17 protein-coding genes and 1 pseudogene are annotated in these 21,913 nt (G+C 68.2%); 9 read left to right on the top strand and 9 right to left on the bottom strand.

Annotation, left to right across the window (positions count from 1 at the left end; translation table 11 throughout):
- Nucleotides 1-121: 121 nt before the first annotated feature.
- Nucleotides 122-576, top strand: a pseudogene (locus ACSVC7_RS24250) (IS3 family transposase); the annotation flags it as partial.
- Between the two features lie 480 nt (nucleotides 577-1,056).
- Here ACSVC7_RS24250 and ACSVC7_RS24245 read toward each other — a convergent pair.
- The 5 genes from ACSVC7_RS24245 to ACSVC7_RS24225 all read right to left on the bottom strand — a co-directional run bounded on the left by ACSVC7_RS24245 (nucleotide 1,057) and on the right by ACSVC7_RS24225 (nucleotide 7,075).
- Complete coding sequence (locus tag ACSVC7_RS24245) at nucleotides 1,057-1,590, bottom strand: pentapeptide repeat-containing protein (RefSeq protein ID WP_448207319.1); 534 nt, start codon at nucleotides 1,588-1,590, stop codon at nucleotides 1,057-1,059.
- A gap of 631 nt (nucleotides 1,591-2,221) precedes the next feature.
- Nucleotides 2,222-2,641 carry a CBS domain-containing protein gene (locus ACSVC7_RS24240; protein WP_448207318.1) on the bottom strand — a complete coding sequence of 140 codons (420 nt, stop codon included), beginning with the start codon at nucleotides 2,639-2,641 and terminating at the stop codon, nucleotides 2,222-2,224.
- Entirely contained in the window at nucleotides 2,604-2,900 is a 297-nt protein-coding gene (locus ACSVC7_RS24235) for a hypothetical protein (RefSeq protein WP_448207317.1), read from the bottom strand. The genes ACSVC7_RS24240 and ACSVC7_RS24235 overlap by 38 nt, the downstream gene beginning before the upstream one ends.
- Before the next feature lie 916 nt (nucleotides 2,901-3,816).
- A complete protein-coding gene (locus tag ACSVC7_RS24230) occupies nucleotides 3,817-4,467 on the bottom strand; it encodes a MalT transcriptional regulator family protein (protein ID WP_448207316.1) in 651 nt (216 codons plus the stop codon).
- Between the two features lie 382 nt (nucleotides 4,468-4,849).
- Entirely contained in the window at nucleotides 4,850-7,075 is a 2,226-nt protein-coding gene (locus ACSVC7_RS24225) for an SNF2-related protein (RefSeq protein WP_448207315.1), read from the bottom strand.
- Nucleotides 7,076-7,104: 29 nt separating this feature from the next.
- Between ACSVC7_RS24225 and ACSVC7_RS24220 the strand changes: the two genes are divergently transcribed.
- On the top strand, nucleotides 7,105-7,710 hold the full coding sequence (locus ACSVC7_RS24220; RefSeq protein ID WP_448207314.1) for a hypothetical protein: 606 nt from the start codon (nucleotides 7,105-7,107) through the stop codon (nucleotides 7,708-7,710).
- A 1,521-nt stretch (nucleotides 7,711-9,231) separates the two neighbouring features.
- Nucleotides 9,232-11,415, top strand: coding sequence for a hybrid sensor histidine kinase/response regulator (locus ACSVC7_RS24215; protein WP_483508755.1), 2,184 nt, complete (start codon nucleotides 9,232-9,234; stop codon nucleotides 11,413-11,415).
- A gap of 34 nt (nucleotides 11,416-11,449) precedes the next feature.
- Here ACSVC7_RS24215 and ACSVC7_RS24210 read toward each other — a convergent pair whose 3' ends face one another.
- Complete coding sequence (locus tag ACSVC7_RS24210; protein ID WP_448207313.1) at nucleotides 11,450-11,836, bottom strand: response regulator; 387 nt, start codon at nucleotides 11,834-11,836, stop codon at nucleotides 11,450-11,452.
- 297 nt (nucleotides 11,837-12,133) lie between these two features.
- Nucleotides 12,134-13,012 carry a YihY/virulence factor BrkB family protein gene (locus ACSVC7_RS24205; RefSeq protein WP_448207312.1) on the bottom strand — a complete coding sequence of 293 codons (879 nt, stop codon included), beginning with the start codon at nucleotides 13,010-13,012 and terminating at the stop codon, nucleotides 12,134-12,136.
- Nucleotides 13,013-13,205: 193 nt separating this feature from the next.
- Between ACSVC7_RS24205 and ACSVC7_RS24200 the strand changes: the two genes are divergently transcribed.
- Together ACSVC7_RS24200 and ACSVC7_RS24195 are read left to right on the top strand one after the other, a co-directional pair.
- Nucleotides 13,206-15,089, top strand: coding sequence for a sensor histidine kinase (locus tag ACSVC7_RS24200; protein WP_448207311.1), 1,884 nt, complete (start codon nucleotides 13,206-13,208; stop codon nucleotides 15,087-15,089).
- Between the two features lie 164 nt (nucleotides 15,090-15,253).
- Nucleotides 15,254-16,885, top strand: coding sequence for an alpha-D-glucose phosphate-specific phosphoglucomutase (locus tag ACSVC7_RS24195; protein ID WP_448207310.1), 1,632 nt, complete (start codon nucleotides 15,254-15,256; stop codon nucleotides 16,883-16,885).
- Nucleotides 16,886-17,087: 202 nt separating this feature from the next.
- Here the strand turns inward: ACSVC7_RS24195 and ACSVC7_RS24190 are convergent, their stop codons facing one another.
- A complete protein-coding gene (locus ACSVC7_RS24190; RefSeq protein ID WP_448207309.1) occupies nucleotides 17,088-17,762 on the bottom strand; it encodes a dienelactone hydrolase family protein in 675 nt (224 codons plus the stop codon).
- Nucleotides 17,763-17,924: 162 nt separating this feature from the next.
- Here ACSVC7_RS24190 and msrB point away from each other — a divergent pair, with 162 nt between their 5' ends.
- The 3 genes from msrB to ACSVC7_RS24175 all read left to right on the top strand — a co-directional run bounded on the left by msrB (nucleotide 17,925) and on the right by ACSVC7_RS24175 (nucleotide 19,982).
- Nucleotides 17,925-18,428, top strand: a complete 504-nt coding sequence (gene msrB, locus ACSVC7_RS24185) for a peptide-methionine (R)-S-oxide reductase MsrB (protein WP_448207308.1) — start codon at nucleotides 17,925-17,927, stop codon at nucleotides 18,426-18,428.
- Between the two features lie 12 nt (nucleotides 18,429-18,440).
- Nucleotides 18,441-19,478, top strand: coding sequence for an LLM class flavin-dependent oxidoreductase (locus ACSVC7_RS24180; RefSeq protein ID WP_448207307.1), 1,038 nt, complete (start codon nucleotides 18,441-18,443; stop codon nucleotides 19,476-19,478).
- Between the two features lie 333 nt (nucleotides 19,479-19,811).
- Nucleotides 19,812-19,982 (top strand): hypothetical protein, encoded by a 171-nt coding sequence (locus tag ACSVC7_RS24175; RefSeq protein WP_448207306.1) that lies wholly within the window; start codon nucleotides 19,812-19,814, stop codon nucleotides 19,980-19,982.
- A gap of 26 nt (nucleotides 19,983-20,008) precedes the next feature.
- Here ACSVC7_RS24175 and ACSVC7_RS24170 read toward each other — a convergent pair whose 3' ends face one another.
- Entirely contained in the window at nucleotides 20,009-20,347 is a 339-nt protein-coding gene (locus ACSVC7_RS24170; protein WP_448207305.1) for an STAS domain-containing protein, read from the bottom strand.
- Nucleotides 20,348-20,533: 186 nt separating this feature from the next.
- Here ACSVC7_RS24170 and icmH point away from each other — a divergent pair, with 186 nt between their 5' ends.
- On the top strand, nucleotides 20,534-21,910 hold the full coding sequence (gene icmH, locus ACSVC7_RS24165) for a type IVB secretion system protein IcmH/DotU (RefSeq protein WP_448207304.1): 1,377 nt from the start codon (nucleotides 20,534-20,536) through the stop codon (nucleotides 21,908-21,910).
- Nucleotides 21,911-21,913: the final 3 nt, after the last annotated feature.

The raw sequence follows: 21,913 nt of genomic DNA, 5'->3' as shown, positions 1-21,913 counted from the left end.
AGAATGCGTTCGTACTCCGGGGGGCCGCGGTCGGGCATGATCTCGGCGACCGGGGTCAGGCTGCGCCGGCAGGCCACGCCGCAGCGGCAGGCGTCGAAGGGGAAGCGCTTCTGCGCTTCCTACTCCACTGCCGACCGATGAGGGCTGGTTGTACCTGGCCGTCATCCTCGACCTGTTCAGCCGCAAAGTGGTCGGCTGGGCGATGCGCGACCACATGCGCACCGAGCTGCCGCTGGCCGCCCTGACCATGGCCATCCAACACCGGCGTCCCCCGCCCGGCCTCCTGCATCACTCCGATCGTGGCAGTCAATTTGCCGCGGCGGAGTACCGCAAAGCCTTGAGGGCCCACGGCATTGTGCCGTCCATGAGCCGCAAGGGAAACTGCTGGGACAACGCGCCATGGAGAGTTTCTTCGGGACAGCAAAATCCGAGCTTGTCCACCAGCAGCGCTACCCAACACGCGAAGCCGCCAAACGGGACCTGTTCGCCTACATCGAAGGCTACTACAATCGCCAGCGGATCCACTCGGCTCTCGGCTACATCACCCCAGAGCAGGCCGAGCTTCGGGCCGCATAACCCGGTGTCCATTCTCCCGGGGGAAGCTCAGTCGTTCATACCGTCGCCGGGCTGTTGCGCCCGGAGCGCGACGTCGAAGGTGCAGCCGAACACCCTCTGGTAACGCCCCAAAAGTTCGCGGTCGATCATGGGACTCCTCCTGATTCGGGCCGCCTCGGCGCAAGCGCCGCCGGGCGCGGCCGCTTGGGGCGCGGTTTCGGCGCCACGATCCGCAACGGCTCCACCCAGCGTGGGGGCCGCCGTCAGCCCCGAAGGACCAGACGGTCCGCGCGATGCCGTCCACGGCGCGCAGCGACACGCGGGCATCGTGGGGGCATCGTGGGGGCGTCGTGACCGTCCTTGCCGGCTTGATGCGCGGCCTGCACGGCGGTGGTCAGAGCGCCGTCCCGCCCGCTCGGGAAGGGACCGTCCCGGTTCTTCTCCAGAAAAATGAACCAGCCGGTTCCACGTTGCGCGACGAGAGAGTGCGCGCGCCATGCCTCACTCCTCCCGCCGGTCCGGCAGGCGTGTGTGCGGATCACCCAGGGCGTTGGCGAGCTGATCGCCCATAAGGCCGGTTGCGGTCCGCAGGTCGGCACCGTGCAGCCGCGCTCCCCACAAACTGGTCTCGGTGCAATCCGCGTCCGACAGGTCCGCACCGGACAGATCGGCATGATCAAGGTTCGCATTCCGGAGGTCGGCCTGACACAGGCGGGCCGCGCCGAGCCGGGCATTCCACAGCGACGCCCGCTCCAGGCAAGCGCCGGCGAAATTCGCGCCCGAGGCGTCGACATGGTCGAGGTCGGCACCCCTCAGATCACAGCCGTCGAACCGCGCCCGGCGCAGATCGGCGCGCCACAACGACCGGCCGGACAGATCGGCATGGCGCAGATCGGCTCGACGGCCCTCCTGCCCCACGCTCTCCAGCCACAGGCGGTGAGCGGCCAACACAGCGTCGAGTGCTTCGGCAGACGGCCGCACTCTCTCCGCCGGGGTGGCCTCATGACCCTCTGGGCTGCGCAAACGCTCCGGCATGATGGTGTCCTCTCCGTGTGTGGTCGGGATCAGGAAGCATGGACCCGACGGGGCTCGGTGAACGGGGGCCGAGCAGCAGCGGAACCGGAAACCCAGATAAGGGCTAAACTCCAGAAAATCCGCCGTTTTTCCTGGGCGTCCGTTTCGGCAGACCCTTTTGCGGCAATGACGGGCTTGCGGCATCTGCTCTCATCCGGCGGATTCCACGTGCGACATCGCGAGCTTGCCGCCCATTGGCCATTGCTTCATCGGCACGGATACGAGCCTCTACAGCCACGCTCAGGAGTTCTTCAGACCTGGCTCTGGCCCGCCACGCCGCTTCCTGAAGGCGGATGGATTTTTCCCGGAGTTGTTGGAACTGCATGGGCAGTCTTTCTCTGTTGCGTTCGCTCCCACCGGGGCCGGTTTGGACCCGACCGAGACACCCAGGGGGCCTGGGTTTCCGGTTCCTCCGCTATCCGGACCCTTGAACCGGGTCGGTTGAGCGCCGCGCCGCAGGCGCTCACGCAGACCATCGGCACCCTCGGGGGCCCCTGGGCGCAGGTCCCGCGAAAGCCATGAAGCGCGAATCCATGGTCACCCTCCTTCGATGCGGGAGTGCCCTGCATCGCACCGGTCCGACCGGGAGCCGTCACCCGAGCCGTTCCCAGCATCGGCGTTCGGCTTCCAACTCGGTCTTTTCCGACCCGGCGAAATCGACACGGGAAATCAACCCGACGACCCGCCCGTCATGGATGGCCGGCAAATGCCGGTACCCTCCGTCCTCCATCATCTGAAGGCCCGTGAGCGCGAGGTCGGTGGCGGGGATCGTGTCCGGACGCCGGGTCATCACCTCGGCCACCGTGACGCGCTCCGCATCCCGCCGTTCGGCAACGACGCGGCGAACCACATCCTGCTCCGTGAGGATGCCGTCCAACCGGCCGGCGGTCATGGCGAGCACCAGGCATTGCCGCCGCTCCGCCATCGCCGCCGCCGCGGCGTGGACCGTGGCCGAGGGAGGCAGGATCACCGCGTCAGTGGCGGGCATCGCTTCGAAGATTCGGCGCGGCATGGCGGGACTTCTCCGTGACGGTTGGGGGACAGGCGTCCCGGCCATAGGTCCACTGGATCTCGTACGGACGGTCCAGCGCCGGTCGTGTCAGCACGACGCTGGCAAAGCCGAGAAGGCCGGCCGCCTGAGCCTCCCGCATCGCGCGGACGACCGCGGCGGGGAAACTGCCGCACACAGGATAGACGAACCCTTCAGCCCGCACGGTCCAACCGGCCTGGGTTTCAATGACGAAGAACGCGAGTTTCGTCTTCTCGAGCATGGCGAGGCTCCGCTGCGGGCAGAAGGGCCGCGCGCCCGGTTAATCGCGAGCGGCTCCTGTCCTTGTCTCCCGACGGCGATCCTCGGCTCTGGCGGGCCGTTGCTGGACAGTCCCTAATGACGTCCGGGACTGGAAATGATCCCCATGATCTTCTCCCGAATGGGCATCCCACGTCGAATCATCGGCCGTGTTGAGACAATCCACTGGAGGAAGATCATGAAATATGGGGTGTTTCGTGAATATTCCCACAGAAAATATGAGCAGACAATATGAAATATTTTGTGCCAACTTAACTCCTAAGGGGAAAATAAAAAGTTTAGTGCCTCTGTATTAAACAAAAGAGGGTGGTTGTATCCGCGATCAGGTCTTGCCGCAGTGTGCGTACCGCGCTTGGTGGTGTCGTCCTGATCCGCCCACCTCATGAGGTAAACCGCGGCAGTACCCGGCATCGACCACGCGCAATCGCGGGCCACGGATCGGATGGCCAAACCGGTGGCCGTTACGTCGACGTCGGCGCCGGAGTTGGGTTTGCGCCCAGCAGCCCTTGCGCCTGGGCCCGGTCCAGCAGACTTTTGACCGACGCGGCCGCCCAGGTGCGCCCACCCCGTGGCATGGCCTCCCGCATCACCTCCAACTGGGAGCCGATGGCCCGCAGCGACAGCTTGGGGTTGGCCCTGTCAGTGCCGGTTGAATACTCGTCTACATGGGACGGCGACACTCGACTAGCGATGCTGTTTGAATTTCGCCCTGGCGAACCCCGTTTGCGCTTCATCCTGCGGCTACGTTCTCGCTTTGTCCGCTTGGCGTGGTTTTCTGCCCGTCCTATGTCGCGACTCCCAGACCGTGCGTTGGAGCCATCCTGAAAGCCATTAACATCACGGCAGACATCCGGCGCATAGAAGAAAATTTCCGTCAGTCATCCTTCGACAAGTCGGATGTGGGCCAAAACGTCACGCTGCTTCTCCCGAGGCAGCGCGATGAGCATCTCGCTCCACCGGCCGAGCCAGCTCTGGGCGACGAGGCGATGCTCCGGCTCCCACTGGGCGGCGGTCGCCCGCGCCAGCATCCGCTCCAGCAGGGCGGCCGGGGCGGCGAGCCAGAGTTCGCACCACACCATCAGCCAATCCGGGACGCTTGCCGCCTTGCGCGAAAACGCGCCCTTCTTCCAAGCGACGATCGTGTGTTCGGATACGGAGAGCAGGGCAGCCAGATCCTTCTGCCTGAGTCCGGCCTCGGCGAGGAATTCGGGGATGTGGTCGCGGCGGGCTGCCTCGTGCTCGTCTCGGTAGTGGTCCAGCATGGCCTCGAGTTCCTCGGCATCATCTGCACCAGTCTCCGTGGCGCATGTGGCCAACATTTCGAGCTCGGCGAGGTACAGCCGCCAGCAGGTGTCGACGTCCAGCGGGTCGGCGTGGTCCGGCCGGCGCAGGAAAAGGTCGGCGAATTCATCCTCGGAGCGCTCATGCGCCCCTATGTCGGCCTCGTACATGGTCCGGGAGAAACCGTCGAAATGGGCTTTGGCGCCTCTCGGCAGCGCGGGCTTGGCAGCCTGTGTGAAATGGCGCATGGCGGCGCTCCATTGTGTGCAGCTCACACTAATAATGTGATCTGCACACATTGCTGTGTCAACGCTTGCTGGTTGATTTGGTGCATGAAGACGGGAAAGCCGAGTGCTGCCTTCCTTGGCCCTGCTGTAAAATCCGGGTGTGATCTGTCAAGTGGCATGGCGTGTGGGTATAGCACTGTCCGGGAGTCGTTGTCTTGCAACTCCGATTTCGGTTTTTCGGAACCCCCGGGCACCTGCCTCCGCGATGAACCCAAGATTGCATTAGGCCGGTCGCGAAGGTCTCGCCCCGCAAACAGGCACTCACATCGGCCCCACGGCGCACCATCACTTCAGCCACGACATCTTGAGTGAAGACGCAGTTTCTATAGATTGAAACCATTGTTTAGGTGGTGGAGTTGTTCTTCTTCGGCTTCCCCGCGTTCTCGGCTGCCGACGTTTCACCGCCCTTCTGCCGGTAGGTCGCCAGAGCCAGGGCCGCAAGCACGTCCGAGGCGCTGTCCGCACCGTCGATCATTGCCTGGGCTTCAGGGTCGAGGGTGCGTTGCTCACCCAGCACCGCGTTGATCTCACCGACCTTGCGCTGCACGATCCGCCATGTGATCTCGTCCACCTCGATCGGCGCGCCGGCGAGCGCAAGACAGGTCATGACGTTGTAGCCAGCTGCTGTCTGACCGAGCCGATGCCCGCGATCTTCAGCCTGCAACATCTCGGCGGGTACGACGCTGGCCTCCGCGAAGATCGAGGTATCTGCCCTGGTCAACGTGAGCGCTTCGCCGGCCGCCGTGATACCGCCAAGGAACACGTCAATCTCACCGGCTTGGAACGCGCGCTCCGCCTCGTCGCGGTCCATCTGGCTGGTGCGGCCGTCCACGGTGGCCACGCGCAGGCCGATGTCGCGCAGTTGGCGGGCCAACTCGTCAACCACGTCGCGGTGGTGAGCCCACAGGAGACAGCATCCTTTTTCCGCAACGACCTCCTCGACCAAGTCCGTGATTTGACCGGAAGCGGCCTTTGCGACGCCCAACGCCTTCCTTGCTTGCGACCAGTTGCCCTGCGCCGCCATGCGGGCTTGGGCGAGCGTTTGGCCGGCCTGTAGCGCCTTCTCGAATGCCTCCTGCGCCGCAGCCATCGCCTCGGCGTAGCCAGCGATGCTCTCCAGATCCAGGTCGACCCGGGTGCGGATTTTCGGCGGCAGCTCGGTCAGAACCTGATCCTTTGTCCGCCTGATCATCACCGCCCCCAGAAGGGCTTTGGCAGCGTCCACCGCCGACGACCCGATGCTGTGAAAATCGCGGCGCAATTCGGCCACCGGCACGATGGCCTCGGCCAGCACCAGCGCCTCCTCGGCTTTGTTTCGCAGCGGCGTGCCGGTGAGGAGCAAGGCGCCACGGGTCGGCTCGCTTGTCAGCTCGCGAACAACGCCGGTGCGGCGCGCGGCCCTGTTCTTGATCCTGTGCGCCTCGTCTACGATCGTGAGATGCGGGTTCCACGCGCTGATCGCCTGCGAAACCGGTCCCATCACGCGGTCAAGCGCGGCGGAAATTCGGCTCAATTCTGCGGGGAGATGATGAAGCCTCTCGCGGACCGCAATCAGTGGTTGCAGGCTCTCCGGATCGGCCGGATCGAGCGTGATTTTGCGTGTTTCCTCGTCGATTAAATGGCTTGCGCCGAACTCCTGAAGCATCGTGCTGACCTGATCGCCCCATTGCTCGGGGATGGCGACGACCTCTTTCCTCGGGGTGATCGTGTCGTAGGTGACAAGAATCCAACCGACTTGGTCATCGCCGGTCGGGAGGGCGGGGACGTCAGTCGAGGAGTGGATGACGACGACCTCCGGGTTCGTGCCTGGGGCGGCCCACTCGGTGATTTGCCTCCGCCAGACGCCCACAGCATTTTTCGGACAAACAACCAGATTCTTGCGGTAGCCGGCAGCCGTGGCGGCGGCGATGGCTTCGCCGGTCTTCCCCAGGCCCATTTCGTCGCCGCAGACGGCCCTCATCCGCCTCTCGAGGAAAAACCGGATAGCGTCGCGTTGGTATTCGCGCAGCAGATAGCCGTTGGCTGCCGGAGTGGTCCAGCCCGGAATCGCGGACCAGTTGACGTCGGGTATGCGGGATCCGGGCCGGTCGGTCTCCGTGATGGCTACGCCCATTTCCGCCAGGGCGATGGCCTGGTCGCGCCAAAGAGGGGCGGGAAGGGTGATTTCCACCGGAAAGCGATCGGTGTGGTTTGCCGCGGGTGACAGGCGCAGGTGCCGACGGTCACCGCGGTCTCGGACGATTCGCACCGACAGCCCGATGTCGTCATACTGGGCGGTCACCGGCTCCTTGGACAGGCCGACCGGTTCACCCTCGCCGACACGGACGCCACGAGCCTCCAGCTTTTCCCGGATTTCCTGGAACTCGTTGGCGGAGATCGCGGCCGCGAAGAGCTGAGCCCCGCCGGCGTTCTGGAACCAGGACAAGCCCCCAAGCGGGCCGGCGTTGGCCACCAGGAAATCGGCCAAGCGCCGCCGGTCGCCGGCGCATGCACGCTCGATCTCTTCGAGGTCGATGCGTGGGGCCCAGGCCGCTGGCGGACGGTCGGTGCGGCTGCGCATGGGATGCATGTGGATGGTTTCCCGCTCCAGTCACGCACATGGAGCGGGACGATGACGGCGCCACCGGCGCCGGCGCGAGCGCGCTCGATGATGCGCTCGGCAGCGCGCGCTGGGACGGACCAGTGAGTGCGCGACCAGATTCCAAAGTTTCGGGCGTCGAAGTATGGATCGTAGCTCCCGAATTTGCCGGACTTGCGCCAAAGCAGCCCGGTTCGGTTGCTGCCCAGGTCGCCAACCGCCATCACGCCGTCGGCAAGGACGCCCTGCTCGCGCATGCGCCAACCGATCCTGGGGAGCACGACCGGAAGCGACGGGTCGAACGGGGTGTAGGCGATGGGCTTCGGGCGGGTGGATGTGGCGGGGCGTCCCCGCTTGCGCTCAAGCTGATCAGGCGTCAGTGTCAGACCGACGCTGCGAGCGGCGGCCAGTGCCAGCCATTGCGAGCGGGGCAGGTCGCCGCGTCGCTGCTCCATGACCTCTGCGAGCGCTGGCGGGACAAGGACCTGGACGACCTCCCACCCCTGCGCGCTTCGGTTGGCATGCATCTGGCGTTGGAGCGTCTGCTTGTCCGCCTTTTCCGCCTTGGGTTTTCTTGCCATCTCGGCAGCCTCCCCGCATCCTCCCGAAAATCACACTGCGATTAAGATATGCGTATGGTGTGAGGGATTGGAAAGTAGCCTTTTGTTTCGTGACATCACGCCGCCCCTTTCAGACGCAGGCGCGCCCCGGTGGGGGCAGGATGACTTCGAGGATCGCCGGGCTTGTGGTTGGCGTCACCGGAGGCGCAATGGCCCAAGGGGCTCCGCCACCAGTGATTCGGTAGCAATCGGCGTCGGCGTAATGGTCATCGCGACGAAGTTGGACGGTTCGGCCACGGCAGTCTCGGTGGGCCTCATCAGCCCCCGCCACCGGTACAGCTGGCTCTCATGTACGCCCAGCCGGGGGCCGCCTCCGTCACCACCGCGTCGGGGCGGATCGCCTCCTCGACCATCCTCACCGTTTCCGTCAACGTGTAGTTTCGCCGCCGTTCCGTCCCCGTCAGAACCTCGACGCGCTGGTAAGCTATGACGTCTGCTCCTCGTTTGCGTCCATGCGATGACTCGCCGTGCGAACCTCAGACGTCGACGCCTGTCTACTAGGGCAGTGCTAACGTCTGCGCGCGCCTCGACCCGGAGCACTCCCGGCCCACGGATTTTCTTAATCGAACACGGTGGCCACACCGCGCGATGGGAAACGGCTTCTTCCGATTGCCCAGCCGATGAGAGATGTCTGGAAGGCCAATCCCGGTCCATCACTCGTGATTGGACGCTGGCGCGCAGCGGTGCCGTGACGCCGGTGCCGTGTGCACCGTCGCGGTCGCGCTGAGAATGGGGCAGCGCCGGATGCTGGACGATTGGGGACGGTGCGCGCACCGGTCGACGGCGCGTGACGACGGTGTACCGGGACGGCGCTCCTGATTCGGCCTGTGCTGTGCCGGGATTCGTTTTCCAGTCCCGCACACCGTCGCGGGGACGGAGCAGGGCGTCTCGGTTGGGACGAATTGGGACGAATTGGGACACGGTGTCGGGTTTTACATGCACCAGGATGCCTTCGCAAGCCATTGTTGGCATTGCGCTTTCGGTCTCCGGTTGTGTTATACAACCATAGGTTAAGATTCCCAAGCTTACGACGAGGGTTCGATTCCCTTCACCCGCTCCAAGCTTCTCAAGGGCATAGTGCCCAGCAAATTCCCCCACATCTCCTGTGTTCGTCGCCGAGGTGCGGTCCGCGAAGGCGGATTGTGAACCTTCCGTGCGGGTATGCGGTGCGCCCGCCCGGGTCAGTTCTTTGGCTGCGCGATGCGCGTTTGGCTGATGGCGCCGTTTCGGAGCCACGCACGGGGGCTTCGAGCCGATCAAACAACCATATTTGGCCATTCGTGGCAGGGGGAGGCTGCGCCGGCCCAGGCCGTCTGCGTTCTGGCGGCCGGGCGTAGACTCCGTTTTCCAGCGCTTGGCGCCGTCGATTGCCTGATTTACTGTGGGAGTACGAAAGGAACGAAGTTTGGTCTGGGAACGGCCAAACAACAATAAGTTGCCAGCCCGTCCGGGCGATGGGCAACACTGGAGGAAATTTTGGTGCGGCATCAGAGCAACCTTCTGTCCCGCTTGGGAAAGCTGGTTTGTTTGGCCGTTGCTCCCGCGATGTTCATTCTGGCCTACCAGCAATGGGAGCTGCGGGAGCAGCGCGAGCGTGAAGTCCATCGGGAGGCCTTGCGCCTGGCGCTGCTGACGCAGGGTGAGTTGAAGATTCTGGCGGGCGGCATCCGCGACGTGCTGGCCGCGCTGGCGGTCAACGACGCGGTGACCGGCGGCGATCCGGAGGCCTGCCGGGCGCAGTTCGGCCGCATGGGGCCGCTCTACAGCTATTACGTCGGCTTCGCCGCGTCCCATGTGGACGGGCAGATCTACTGCTCGTCGGCGCCGCCGCCTTACCCGAACATCGCCGACCGCCCCTATTTCCGCCGCGCGGTCGCGGAGAAAAGCTTTTCGGTCGGTGAATACACGGTCAGCCGCACGCTGGGGCAGGCGATTCTTCCCTTTGCCTTTCCGGTGCTCAGCCCGGCCGGCGAGGTCACCGGGGTGGTCAGCGCCAGCCTGCGCCTGGACTGGCTCGACCGCCAGCTCTGGGCGAAGCCGCTTCCCGAAGGCGCCTCCCTGCTGGTTGCCGACCGCGAACGGACCGTCCTGGTCCGGCGGCCCGACCCGGGCATCGTGGGCAAGAAGCTGCCCGATGACCGCTGGGATTTGTGGAGGGATGCGACGCCCGGAACGCGGGTCCTCAACGACCTGACCGGGCAGGACCGGGTGTTCGGCTTCGTGCCGGCGGGCACGGACGGACTCGGCCTTTTCGTCAATGTCGGGCTGAACCGGGACGCCGCTCTGGCCGACGCCGACCGGTTCGGCCGGGAGGGTCTGGTCTTCCTGCTCGTCGTCGCCGGTGCGGCGTGGCTGGCGACGTGGTTCGGCGGCCGGGCCGTCCTGGTAATGCCGTTGCGCAACCTTCAGGCGGTTGCCCAGCAATGGCGGGACGGCGTGCACGGCGCCCGCGCCGACGTGGCGCCCAGCATCACCGAGATCGCCGGCCTCGCCCGCTCCTTCAACGAGATGGCCGACGCGGTCGAGGAGCGGGACGCCCGGCTGCGGGAGGTCGCCGCCCAGGCTGAGCGCGCCCGGGCGGAGGCGGAGCGCGCCAACGCCACGAAGACGGCCTTCCTGGCGGCCGTCAGCCACGACCTGCGCCAGCCGGTCCAGTCCATGTATCTGTTCGCGGCTGCCCTGTCGCAGCAATTGGCCAACCCCCGCGCGCAGGCGACGCTGGACCATCTCAACAAGAGCATCGACGCCCTGAAGGCCATGCTCGACAGCCTGCTCGACATCGCGCGGCTGGAGAGCGGGACCGTGGAGCCGCGGGTCGAACCGTTCGCCCTCGACGACCTGCTCGATCAGCTGGACACGGGCTTCCGACCGGTCGCGCGGGCCAAGGGGCTGGACTGGTCGGTTGCGCAGTGCGGCCGGGCGGTGCGCAGCGACCCCGTCCTGCTCGGGCGCATGCTGCGCAATCTGGTCGAGAACGCGCTCAAATACACGGACGCGGGCCGGGTCGCGGTCGTCTGCATTCCTCTGGGGGACGCGGTGCGCATCGAGGTGGTCGACACCGGTCCGGGCATCGCGCCCGAACATCGGCAGGACATTTTCCTGGAATTCCATCAGCTCGGGAACAGCGAGCGCGACCGCGACCATGGGCTGGGCCTCGGCCTTGCGGTGGTGCAGAGGCTGTCGCGCGTGCTCGGCCACCCGGTGGAGGTCCGGTCGGCACCCGGTGACGGGGCGGTCTTCTCCGTCACCGTGCCGGACGCCGGGCAGCCGCCCCAATCCGAAACGGCGGGCGAGCGGCGGGTCTCCGCCGGGGATGGGCGGCTGGTCGTCGTGGTGGACGACGACGCTCTGGTGCGCGCCGGCCTGACCGCGCTGCTGCGCGAATGGGGCTACGCGGTCGTCGACGCCGGCAGCGGCGAGGAGATGGTGGAGCGCCTGCGGGGAGCGCGCGCGACGCCCGCGGTCGTCATCGCCGACTATCGGCTGCGGGAAGGGCGGACGGGCTTCGAGGTGCTGGAGGCGGCGGCCAGCCTTTTCGATGGCGCGGTGCGGGGCGTGCTGCTGACCGGCGAGGCCGGAGCGGACATCGCCGCCGACGCGGCGGCCCGTGGCCACACCTTGCTGCGCAAGCCGATCACCCCGGAGCGGCTGCGCGAGGTGGTCGGCGCGGCGGAGGGCGGCGTGCCGTCGGAACCGCCGGGTGGCGCGTGAACGCAGCGGTCCGAATTTTTCGGACCGCGCATAACTACCACCCAAGCACGCGCTGGATGGCCTGGTGAAGTTCCGTCGGGGTCGCGGGCTTGAACAACAGCTCGGTCGGTGCCCGGTCGCCCCCCGCGAGGGCCGCCCGGCCGCCGGGCGGCGGGCGCCCGGTGAGGACGATGACCGGCAGGGCGGGGCGCTTGGCGCGGATCCGGCGGATCAGGTCCAGGCCATCGACGTCCGGCATGTTGAGGTCGGTGATCAACAGGTCCGCGCCGTCGCCGGAGTCGATGTCGAGCGCCAGAAGCGCATGGGTCGCGATGGACACGCGATGCCCGAAGGTCTGAAGCACCTCGCCCAGGGCGAAGGCGATCACCGGTTCGTCATCCACCAGGAGAATGTGGCGGCGGGGAATCGCGCTGCAGGACACGATGCCGCGCTGGGGTGTTTCCCAGGCGCCGGATGCGGCCGGCTCCGGCGGATCGCCCGGCGGGTTTGAGGATCCAAGCGGGTATGGACGTGCCGCCGGGCGCCTAGGGGGGCTGTTTTCCATAGCTCGCTCGTAGAAAAATCTCGACGCCGGGGTTTAACGTACAATCACATATTGAATTTAGGGAGATTGCCATTGGTCATACGACACCCCTTTGGGCGTCGGTTTCGTCAATCCTCGGTTTTGCGGATTGCTTGGCAAATCGTCATTCTTTGCCGTCGGCTTTTCGTCCGCCCGCTACTCCTGCGTGCGTCGCCCGCGGCCGGCGCCGGCCCGGCTGCCGACCTGTTCGGAATAGGCGCGCGTCAGCTCGGCCCCGAACAGGAAGATGGCGGCCGAATAGTACACCCAAAGCAGGATCAGGACGAACGAGCCCGCCGCCCCATAGACGGTCGCCACGCCGCTGGTGCCGAGATAAAAGCCGATCAGGAACTTGCCCACGGCGAACAGGAAGGCCGTGACGCCGGCGCCCAGCCAGACGTCCCGCCAGGGGATGCGGGTGTCGGGCAGGATGCGGTAGATCAGCGCGAACAGCACCGTCAGCACGATCCAGGAGGTCGTGACGTCGAACAGCCACAGCAGCGTTGGCAGGGCGGGGAGATAGTGGGCGGCCCAGGTGCCGAAGGCGGCGAGTGCCGCGCTGACGACCAGCGACACGACCAGCAGGAAGCCGATCGCCCCGATCAGCGCCAGCGCTTTCAGCCGCACCGCCACCAGCCATGTGATGGTGGACTCCGCCGGGGGCGCCGCCTTCCAGACGCGGTTCAGCGCGGTTTGCAGCTCTGCGAACACGGTGGTCGCGCCGACGACGATCGTTCCGATGCCGATAGCGCTCGCCCAGACGCTGCGGCCATGGCTGCCGGCGCGGGCGATCAGGTCCTGCACGGTCTTCCCGGCGTCCTCGCCGACCAGCGTGGCGAGCTGCCCCACCAGGGCGCCCCGGGCCGCCTCGTCCCCGAACACCAGCCCGGCCAGGGCGATGACCAGGATCGCCATCGGCGCCAGGGAAAAGATGGTGTAGAAGGCGATGGCGGCGCCCAGGCTCATCGCGTCGTCGTTCATCCAGCCGCGCACGGCATCGACGACGATGCCCCACCCCCGCCGCACGATCACCATCGCCAGCCTCCGGTCCGACCCGCCCTCCGAACGTCTTTCCCGGAGGGGCGTTGCAGTAACGCCCGAGGTGCCCTTTTGGCCACCGCCGGGCGCGGCGAATCGTCCCATCGTCCTACTGGAGTATTCAGTTCCACATTCGAACAATTTGCTGGCTAAGGGCTGGGCTTCGGGGCAGAATCGGCGGCGCTTCGCCATGGCCACGCACTCCCTCGCATCCGCCGCCCGTCCGGAACCCTCCCAGGAAGCGTCCAACTCCGCGGCGCGGACCGGCGCGGTGTATCGCCCGGTGTATCGGCCGGCGGCGTTCCGCCTGTTCTGGCGCAACGGCGGGGCGCGTGACCGGCTGCTCGTCCTGGCGGCGTGGCTGTGCACGCTCGCGGCCAGCGTCGGGCTCGGGCTCGCGTCGATCACGCTGGGCTGGTCGGGGCTGCCGATCCGTTTCGCGGGTGTGGACGTGTACGCCACCCTCTACCCGCCGCTGATCTTCGCAACGCTGTGGGTGCTGTGGTTCGGATTCTGGTGGGGGTTTCTGCCGGCCTATCTGTCCACGCTGGCGCTGGCGCTCTATTCCGGCATGCCGGCGCCGTGGTCGCTGCTGTTCGCCTTCGCCGATCCGCTGGGGCTGGCGGTCTTCGCCATCGGCTACCGCGCGGTTCCCATCCCCTACGACTTGCGAAGCGCCAACGCGGTGATCGTCTACGTCGTGCTGTCCTTCGTCAGCGCGGTGTTCGGCTCCGCCGGATCGATCATCTGGATCATGACCAACGGCGTGGGCATCCGCGACGTTCTGCCCATCTGGCAGGGCTGGTGGCTGGGCGCCTTCCTCCAGAACCTTACCATCGTGGCGCCGCTGCTGTGGGCGTTCAGCCCGGCCCTGGCGCGCTGGCGCGCCGGCCGGAGCTGGGCGGCGGCGGAGGGGGAGCGCGGGTCCTGGACGATGCTCGGCGGGGCGACGATCCTCGTGGGGGTTCTGGCCTTCCTGTATTTCTCGGTGCGGCTGAACGTCCTCGCCTTCGAAACGGCGGCCGGAACGGGCGACCCTGGCGCCGTCGCGACCGCGGCGGCGGCGCTGGCCGAATCGGCGCAGGGGATGTACTGGGTGATGTCCATCATCGTCCTGTTCGCCTTCTACGCCGCGTGGCAGCTGTTCAGCCACTGGTCCGCCGCGGCGCGGCGCGCGGCGCTGACGCTGTCGGTGACGAACGCGCATCTGGCGGAGCAGACGCGGATGCTCTCCGCCGCGCTGGAGAGCGAGCGGCTGGCCCACGAGCGCCTGAAGGCCGCGCAGGCGCAGCTGATCCAGGCCGAGAAGATGGCGGCGCTGGCCCATCTGGTCGCCGGGGTCGCGCACGAGATCAACACGCCGCTCGGCATCGCGCTGCTGGCGACCACGCATCTGGGCGACGAGACGGCCCAGCTGGGGCGGCGGATGGCGGACGGGCCGATGCGCAAGAGCGACCTTGCCAACTATCTGGTCGTCGCCCGCGAGACCAGCGCCCTGCTGCACACCCATGTGACGCGGGCGGCCGGGCTGGTGCAGAGCTTCAAGCAGGTCGCCGCCGATCAGGTGGCCGACGACCGCCGCCCGTTCGAGCTGCGGTCCTGCCTGGACGAGCTGGCGAACAGCCTCGCCCCCGCCCTGCGCAAGGCCGGCCACAGCCTGACCGTCGACTGCCCGGAGGGGATCGTCCTGGACTCCTATCCCGGCGCGCTGGGGCAGGTGGTGACGAACCTCGCCATGAACGCGGTGGACCACGCCTACGACCCCGGTCAGTGCGGAACGCTGCGGATCGCCGTGTCGATGCCGGACGAGAACACGGTGGCGCTGTCCTTCAGCGACGACGGGCGCGGCATCCCGGCCGCGAACCGGACCAAGATCTTCGACCCCTTCTTCACCACCCGGCGCAGCGCCGGGAACACCGGGCTCGGCCTGCACATCGTCTTCAATCTGGTGACCTCGCGCCTGGGCGGGCGCATCGACGTGGAGTGCCCCGGCGTTGACTGCCCCGAAGGGGCCGCCGGCACACGCTTCCTCATCCGGATGCCGCTGACCGCGCCCGCCACCGCCGCTTCCTGACCGCCGCGCGGGATGTCTTTCGGGTGATGAACCCAAGGCGGGTGCCGGCCTGTTGATGCCCGTACGGCGCCGCCCGTACGGTGCTGCCGGCGGTTAGGGCCTTTTCGCCATGAACCGCCTGCGGCATGGTGTTCGCGGCAGACTTGATCACGAAAGGACAGCCCGTGCTTCCCGTCACCCGTCCGACCACCCCCTTCGAAGGCCAGAAGCCCGGCACCTCGGGTCTGCGCAAGGCCGTGAAGACGTTCGAGCAGCCGCGCTACCTGGAGAATTTCGTCCAGTCGATCTTCGATTGCGTGGACGGGCTGGCGGGCGCGACGCTCGTGGTCGGGGGCGACGGGCGGTATCACAACCGGACGGCCGTCCAGACCATCCTGCGCATGGCTGCCGCCAACGGGGTGGGGCGGGTGGTCGTCGGGCGGGGCGGCATCCTGTCCACGCCGGCCGCGTCCTGCGTCATCCGCAAGCGCCGCGCCATCGGCGGCGTCGTCCTGTCGGCCAGCCACAATCCCGGCGGCCCGGACGGCGACTTCGGCGTGAAGTTCAACGCCGCCAACGGCGGCCCGGCGCCGGAATCGCTGACCGACGCCTTCTTCGCCCGCTCCAAGGTCATTTCCGAGTACAAGACCATTGAGGCTCCGGACCTGGACCTCGACCGCGTGGGCGAGGTGTCGCTCGGCGCCATGGCGGTGGAGGTGATCGACCCGGTCGCCGACTATGCGGAGCTGATGGAGTCGCTGTTCGACATGGCGGCCATCCGCGCGCTGTTCGCGTCGGGATTCCGCATGGTGTTCGACGCCATGCACGCGGTCACCGGCCCCTACGCCACGGAGATCCTGGAGCGGCGGCTGGGCGCGCCGGCCGGCACCGTCATGAACGGCACGCCGCTGGAGGATTTCGGCGGCCACCACCCGGACCCGAACCTTGCCCACGCGGCGGAGCTGGTGGCCCGGCTGACCGGGGCGGACGCGCCGGACTTCGGCGCCGCGTCCGACGGCGACGGCGACCGCAACATGATCCTGGGCCGCAACGTCTTCGTCTCGCCCAGCGACAGCCTCGCCGTGCTGGCCGCCAACGCCCACCATGTGCCGGCCTTCAAGGGCGGGCTGACGGGGGTCGCGCGTTCCATGCCGACCAGCCGGGCGACCGACCGCGTGGCGGAGAAGCTGGGCATCCCCTGCTATGAGACGCCGACGGGCTGGAAGTTCTTCGGCACGCTGCTCGACGCCGGCCGCATCAACCTGTGCGGGGAGGAGAGCTTCGGCACCGGCTCCGACCATGTGCGGGAGAAGGACGGGCTGTGGGCCGTGCTGATGTGGCTCAACATCCTGGCCGCCCGCGGCCTGTCGGTGGCGGAGCTGATGGCCGAGCATTGGGGCGCCTACGGGCGCACCTACTACGGCCGCCACGATTACGAGGCCATCCCGCAGGAGGCCGCCGACGCCCTGATCGCCGACCTGCGCGCCCGCCTGCCCGCCCTGGCCGGCACCGTCGCGGGCGGCCGCAAGGTGGCCTCCGCCGACGAGTTCTCCTACACCGACCCGGTGGACGGCAGCCGGTCGGAGCGGCAGGGCCTGCGCGTCGCCTTCGAGGACGGCGCCCGCATCGTCTACCGCCTGTCCGGCACCGGCACGTCGGGCGCCACCCTGCGCGTCTATTTCGAGCGGTACGAGCCCGTCGGCGGCGCGCATGGCCTGGACGCCGCCGACGCCCTGAAGGACCTCGCCGCGCTCGCCGCCGAACTGGCGGGCATCGAACGCCACACCGGCCGGACCAAGCCGGACGTCGCCACGTAAGGGGGGATCCCCTCTCCCGCTTTCAGCGGGAGAGGGAAGGAGCCCATGGCGCAGCCATGGGAAGGGTGAGGGCAAGGTTGGCCCGAGAATCATACGTTCGCGTTTTTCAGGACTCTCGGGAAAACCTTGCCCTCACCCTCCCATCGCGAAGCGATGGGTCCCTCCCTCTCCCATCGGAGATGGGCGAGGGGCTTTGCGACACTCAGAACACCGCGGCCAGCAGCCCCAGCGACCGCGCCCGTGCCACGGCTGCGCTTTCCGCGTCGTAGCCGCCGCGTTCGTCGCAGTTGAAGCCGTGGCCGGCCGCGTAGGTGTGGACGATGGCGCTGGGGTGGTGCCGGCGTACGCCTTCGGCCACCGACAGCGGGATCGCGTGGTCCTGTTCGCCGAAATGCAGCAGGACCGGGGCGCGCGGGGTCTCGTTCAGGCGGTTGCCGATCTCGCCGCCGTAATAGCCGATGGCGGCGCGCACGGGCAGGCGGGCCGCCGCCATCCAGGCGATGGAGCCGCCCCAGCAATAGCCGACGATGGCCGCCGAACCGGCCCCGCCCAGATGGAGCAGCGCGGCCTCCGTGTCCGCCAGCGCGTTCTCCATGGGGACCGCGCCTTTCAGGCTGCGGCCCCGCGCGATGCCGGGCTCGTCGTAGGCCAGTTCCACGCCGCGCTCCACCCGGTCGAACAGGGCGGGGGCGAGCGCGTGGTAGCCGGCGGCGGCGTAGCCCTCGCAGACGTTGCGGATGTGGCGGTTCACGCCGAAAATTTCCTGGATCACCAGAAGCCGCCCTTTCTCGGGGCCGCGGGGCCGCGCCTCGAAGGCGCGGAAGCCGTGCCCGTCGGACACCGTCAGGTCCAGCCAGTTGCTCTCGACATCACTCATGACCGGGCTCTCTCTCCATTCCGTCACTGCCCATTCCATCACTGCACATTCCATCCATGCATTGATGATAGCGAACGGGCGACGGGTGTCATCCGGCTCGACATGACCGATATCTAGGGGCCGATATCATCGGGCCAAACCGTCGCCGAAAGGACCCCACCCATGACGACGCCATCCCAAACGCCGGCTGAGTCCGCGCGGACGTCCCCCTCCGGCTTCGACCTGACGCCGCCCACGGCGGAGCAGCGCCGCACGCTGGAATCGCGGCTGACCGGGGAGGAGCGCGAGGTGCTGCTTCGCCACGGGACGGAGGCGCCCTTCTGCGGGGGCCTGCTGAACAACAAGGAGCCGGGGACCTACGGCTGCCGCCTGTGCGGGCTGCCGCTGTTCCGGGCCGACACCAAGTTCGAATCCGGCACCGGCTGGCCCAGCTTCACGGCCCCCTACGACAAGGCGCACCTGAAGCTGGTGCAGGACAACAGCTACGGCATGGTCCGCGTGGAGACGCTGTGCGCGCGCTGCGGCGGACACCAGGGCCACGTCTTCCCGGACGGGCCGCCGCCGACCGGCATGCGCTTCTGCATCAACTCCGTGTCCCTGCGGTTCGAACCGGAGGGGGCGGACCTGCCCAGGACGGTGCAGGACACCATCGATCATTTTGAGTGAGTGAGCGTTCTCATGGCTTCCGACCACACCGGCTTCCCGCCCTTCTCCGTCCCCATCTCGGTCTTGGATCTGGCACCCGTGCCGAAGGGCAGCACGCCGGGGGACGCGCTGCGCAACACCATCGACCTCGCCCGGCACGCGGAGCGGTGGGGCTACCGCCGCTACTGGCTGGCCGAGCATCACAACATGGTCGGCATCGCCAGCGCCGCCACGTCGGTGGTGATCGGGCAGGTCGCCGCCGCGACGACCACCATGCGCGTCGGCGCCGGCGGGATCATGCTGCCGAACCATTCCCCGCTGGTGATCGCGGAGCAGTTCGGCACGCTGGAATCGCTGTTCCCCGGCCGCATCGACCTCGGCCTGGGGCGGGCGCCCGGCACCGACCAGCTGACCCTGCGCGCCCTGCGCCGCGACCCGTCGGTGGCCGAGAACTTCCCCCACGACGTGCTGGAGCTGCAGGCCCTGTTCGGCCCGCTCCAGCCCGGCCAGCGGGTGCAGGCGGTTCCGGGCACGGGAACGAACGTGCCGTTGTGGATCCTGGGGTCCAGCCTGTTCGGCGCGCAGTTGGCCGCCCACCTCGGGCTGCCCTACGCCTTCGCCTCGCACTTCGCGCCGGACGCGCTGATGCACGCGCTGGAGGTCTACCGGGCCGGCTTCAACCCCTCCGCACAGCTCGACCGGCCCCACGCGATGGTCGGGGTGAACGTGTTCGCGGCGGAAACGGACGCGGCGGCGCGCCGGCTGTTTACCTCGGCCCAGCAGAGCTTCGCCAATCTGGTGCGCGGCACGCGCGGGCAACTGCCGCCGCCCATCGACGACATGGAAAGCTACTGGTCGCCGATGGAAAAGGCGCAGGCCTCCAACATGCTGTCCTGCTCCTTCGTCGGGTCGCCGGACACCATCCGGCGGGAACTGGCGGCCTTCGTGGAGCGGACGGGAGCCGACGAGGTGATGGTGGCCTCGGCCATTTTCGACCACGCGGCGCGGCTGCGGTCTTACGAGATCCTGGCGGAGGTCGTCGGGACCATGCAGCCGGCGCATGGCGGCTGAGCAAATTGGGGACTCTTTCCCCTCGCCCAGCCCCGCTGGGAGAGGGAGGAGCCCATGGCGGAGCCATGGGAGGGTGAGGGCAAGGTTTAGCCGAAAATCCTTCCTATGCTTCATCAGGATTCTCGGGCTGACCTTGCCCTCACCCTCCCGCGCCGTTGGCGCGGGTCCCTCCCTCTCCCATCGGAGATGGGCGAGGGGTCAGAAGTGCGCTTCTCCAAATAGGGGGAGCCGCGCGGCGCAACGGCGCAAAGCGCCTCGCGGTGTGCGCCATGGACCGTGTGGGGGGCCTGATTTACCGTACAACGACCCGGTCCGATGGAGAGGGAGGGGGCGATGTCGGACTATCCCCACGCCAGCAGGGTCAACGTCACCCTGGAACTGCCGCTCGACGTCTACAAGAGGCTGGAGCGGCGGGCGCGCTACATGAGCGTGACGGTCGATGCCCTGGTGAAGATCATCCTGGCGCAGCAGCTCTACGACTCCAGCCTCCGCAACATGGACTGAGGCCCCCAAGAGGCGGCTTGAGGCGCTTACCGGCTGAGCGCGGCGACGGCGGCGTCGGTGGTGGCGTGACTCTCGAACAGGGAGGAAAAGCCGCTGGCGTCGAACACCCCGCGCACCGGGGCCGGGATGGCGGCCAGCACGATGCGGCTGCCCGCCGGCTTGGCGCGCTTGGCCGCCTTCAGCAGCGACCGCAACCCCGCCGAGGTCAGCAGCGTCACCCCGCCGAGGTCGAGCACCAGCTTAATCGGGCCGGGCTCCACCGCGGCGACCAGCCGGGCCTCGAAGGCGCGGGCGCTGGCGCTGTCGATGCGGCCGGCGGCGCGCAGGACGGTGACGCCGCCGTGAGTCTCCTCCTCGATCTGCATGGGTGCTTCCTTTGACGGGTTTCCGGGTGCCGTGCTGTGACAATCCGGCCTTTTGCGCAATTTTAGGCGGGATTCTTGCCGCCGGGGTGGTCCCTTGGATTTCTTCCCCCGGCCGGGCCTGCTATACCTCTTTTGGGAACGGGTGACGGGAACGGGTCTTTCAACATATAGGGCGGCGGCACGGGCATGGGGACGGACGAGCGCTTCGGCGAGGCGACCGTGCAGGACGGCGAGGGCTCCCTGGGGCGCGGAATCGCTCCGGAGATGGCTCCGGACTTTGCGCCGGATGTGGGGGCGCCGGATGTGGGGCTGCGCGCGCTGCCGGCCTTCCTGGCCGCCGGCCCGGCCGCGCGCGAGGCGGCGGAGGCGGCGCCGGTTCTGCCGGCGCGGCTGCGCGGGGCGGTGAACCCGCTGCTGGCCGCGGCGGGGCCGCTGCTCGACCTCGCGTCCCGGCTGCGCGAGCGGGTCAGCGTGGAGGACGCGGAAAGCCTGCGCGACCGGATCCTCGCCGACCTGCGCGGGTTCGAGGAGGAAGCCGCCGCCGCCGGCCTGCCGCCGGAGGAGGTGCGCGTCGCCCGCTTCGCGCTGTGCATCACGCTCGATGATGTGGTGCGGGCGACCCCCTGGGGAGCGCGCTGCCGCTGGGCGCGGGAAGGGCTGATCGCCGCCGTGGACCGCGAGGCCGGCGGGCCGGACCGCTTCTTCGACCTTCTCGACACCATGCTCAGCGACCCGCGCCTGCACCGGCTGGAGCTGGAGCTGTTCTACGCCTGCCTGTCGCTGGGCTTCGAGGGCAAGTTCCGCGACAAGCCGCGCGGCGCCCACGACCTCGCCCACTTGCGGGACGAGCTGTACCGCGTGCTGCGCCGCCTGCGCGGGGAGCGGGAACGCGGCCTGTCGCCCCACTGGCGCGGCGTGGCGGAGCGGTTCCGGCCGCTGGGCTTCGTGATGCCGCCCTGGCTGGCGGCGGTGGGCGTCGCGGCGCTGCTCGGCGGCCTCTATGTGGAGCTGAACGTGTCGCTGACCGAGCGGGCGGAGCCGGTGGTGGCGCGGCTGGGCGCCCTGCTGCCCGACCGGCCCATCGAGATCGTCCGCGCCGCCCCGCCGCCCCCGCCCAACGCCGGGCCGGCGCTGGCCGCGCGCATCACCAGCCTGTTGCAGCCGGAAATCCGCTCCGGCGCCGTGGCGGTGCTGGCCGGCGACGACGGGGCGCTGGTCATCCGGGTCGAGGGGGCGGGCATGTTCCCCACCGGCAGCGACCAGATCAAGGCGCGCTACCGCGCCGTGGTGGACCGCGTCGGGCAGGCGCTGGGTCCCGAGGCCGGGCGCGTCGTGGTGGTCGGCCACACCGACGACCAGACGCCGAACAGCGGGCCGCTCGCCACGCCGCAGGCGCTGACCGAGGCGCGGGCGCTGGCGGTGCGCAAGATCCTGGAACGCACGGTCGGCCCGGCGCGCCTGTCCTCCGAAGGGCACGGCGACCGCGAGCCGGTCGCCCCCAACACCTCGCCGGTCAACCGGGGCGCCAACCGGCGCGTCGATGTCCGGCTCTACCCGGAATAGGGC

The organism is Azospirillum mesophilum (assembly GCF_053470405.2).
This window is presented reverse-complemented; position numbering and strand designations above follow the sequence as displayed.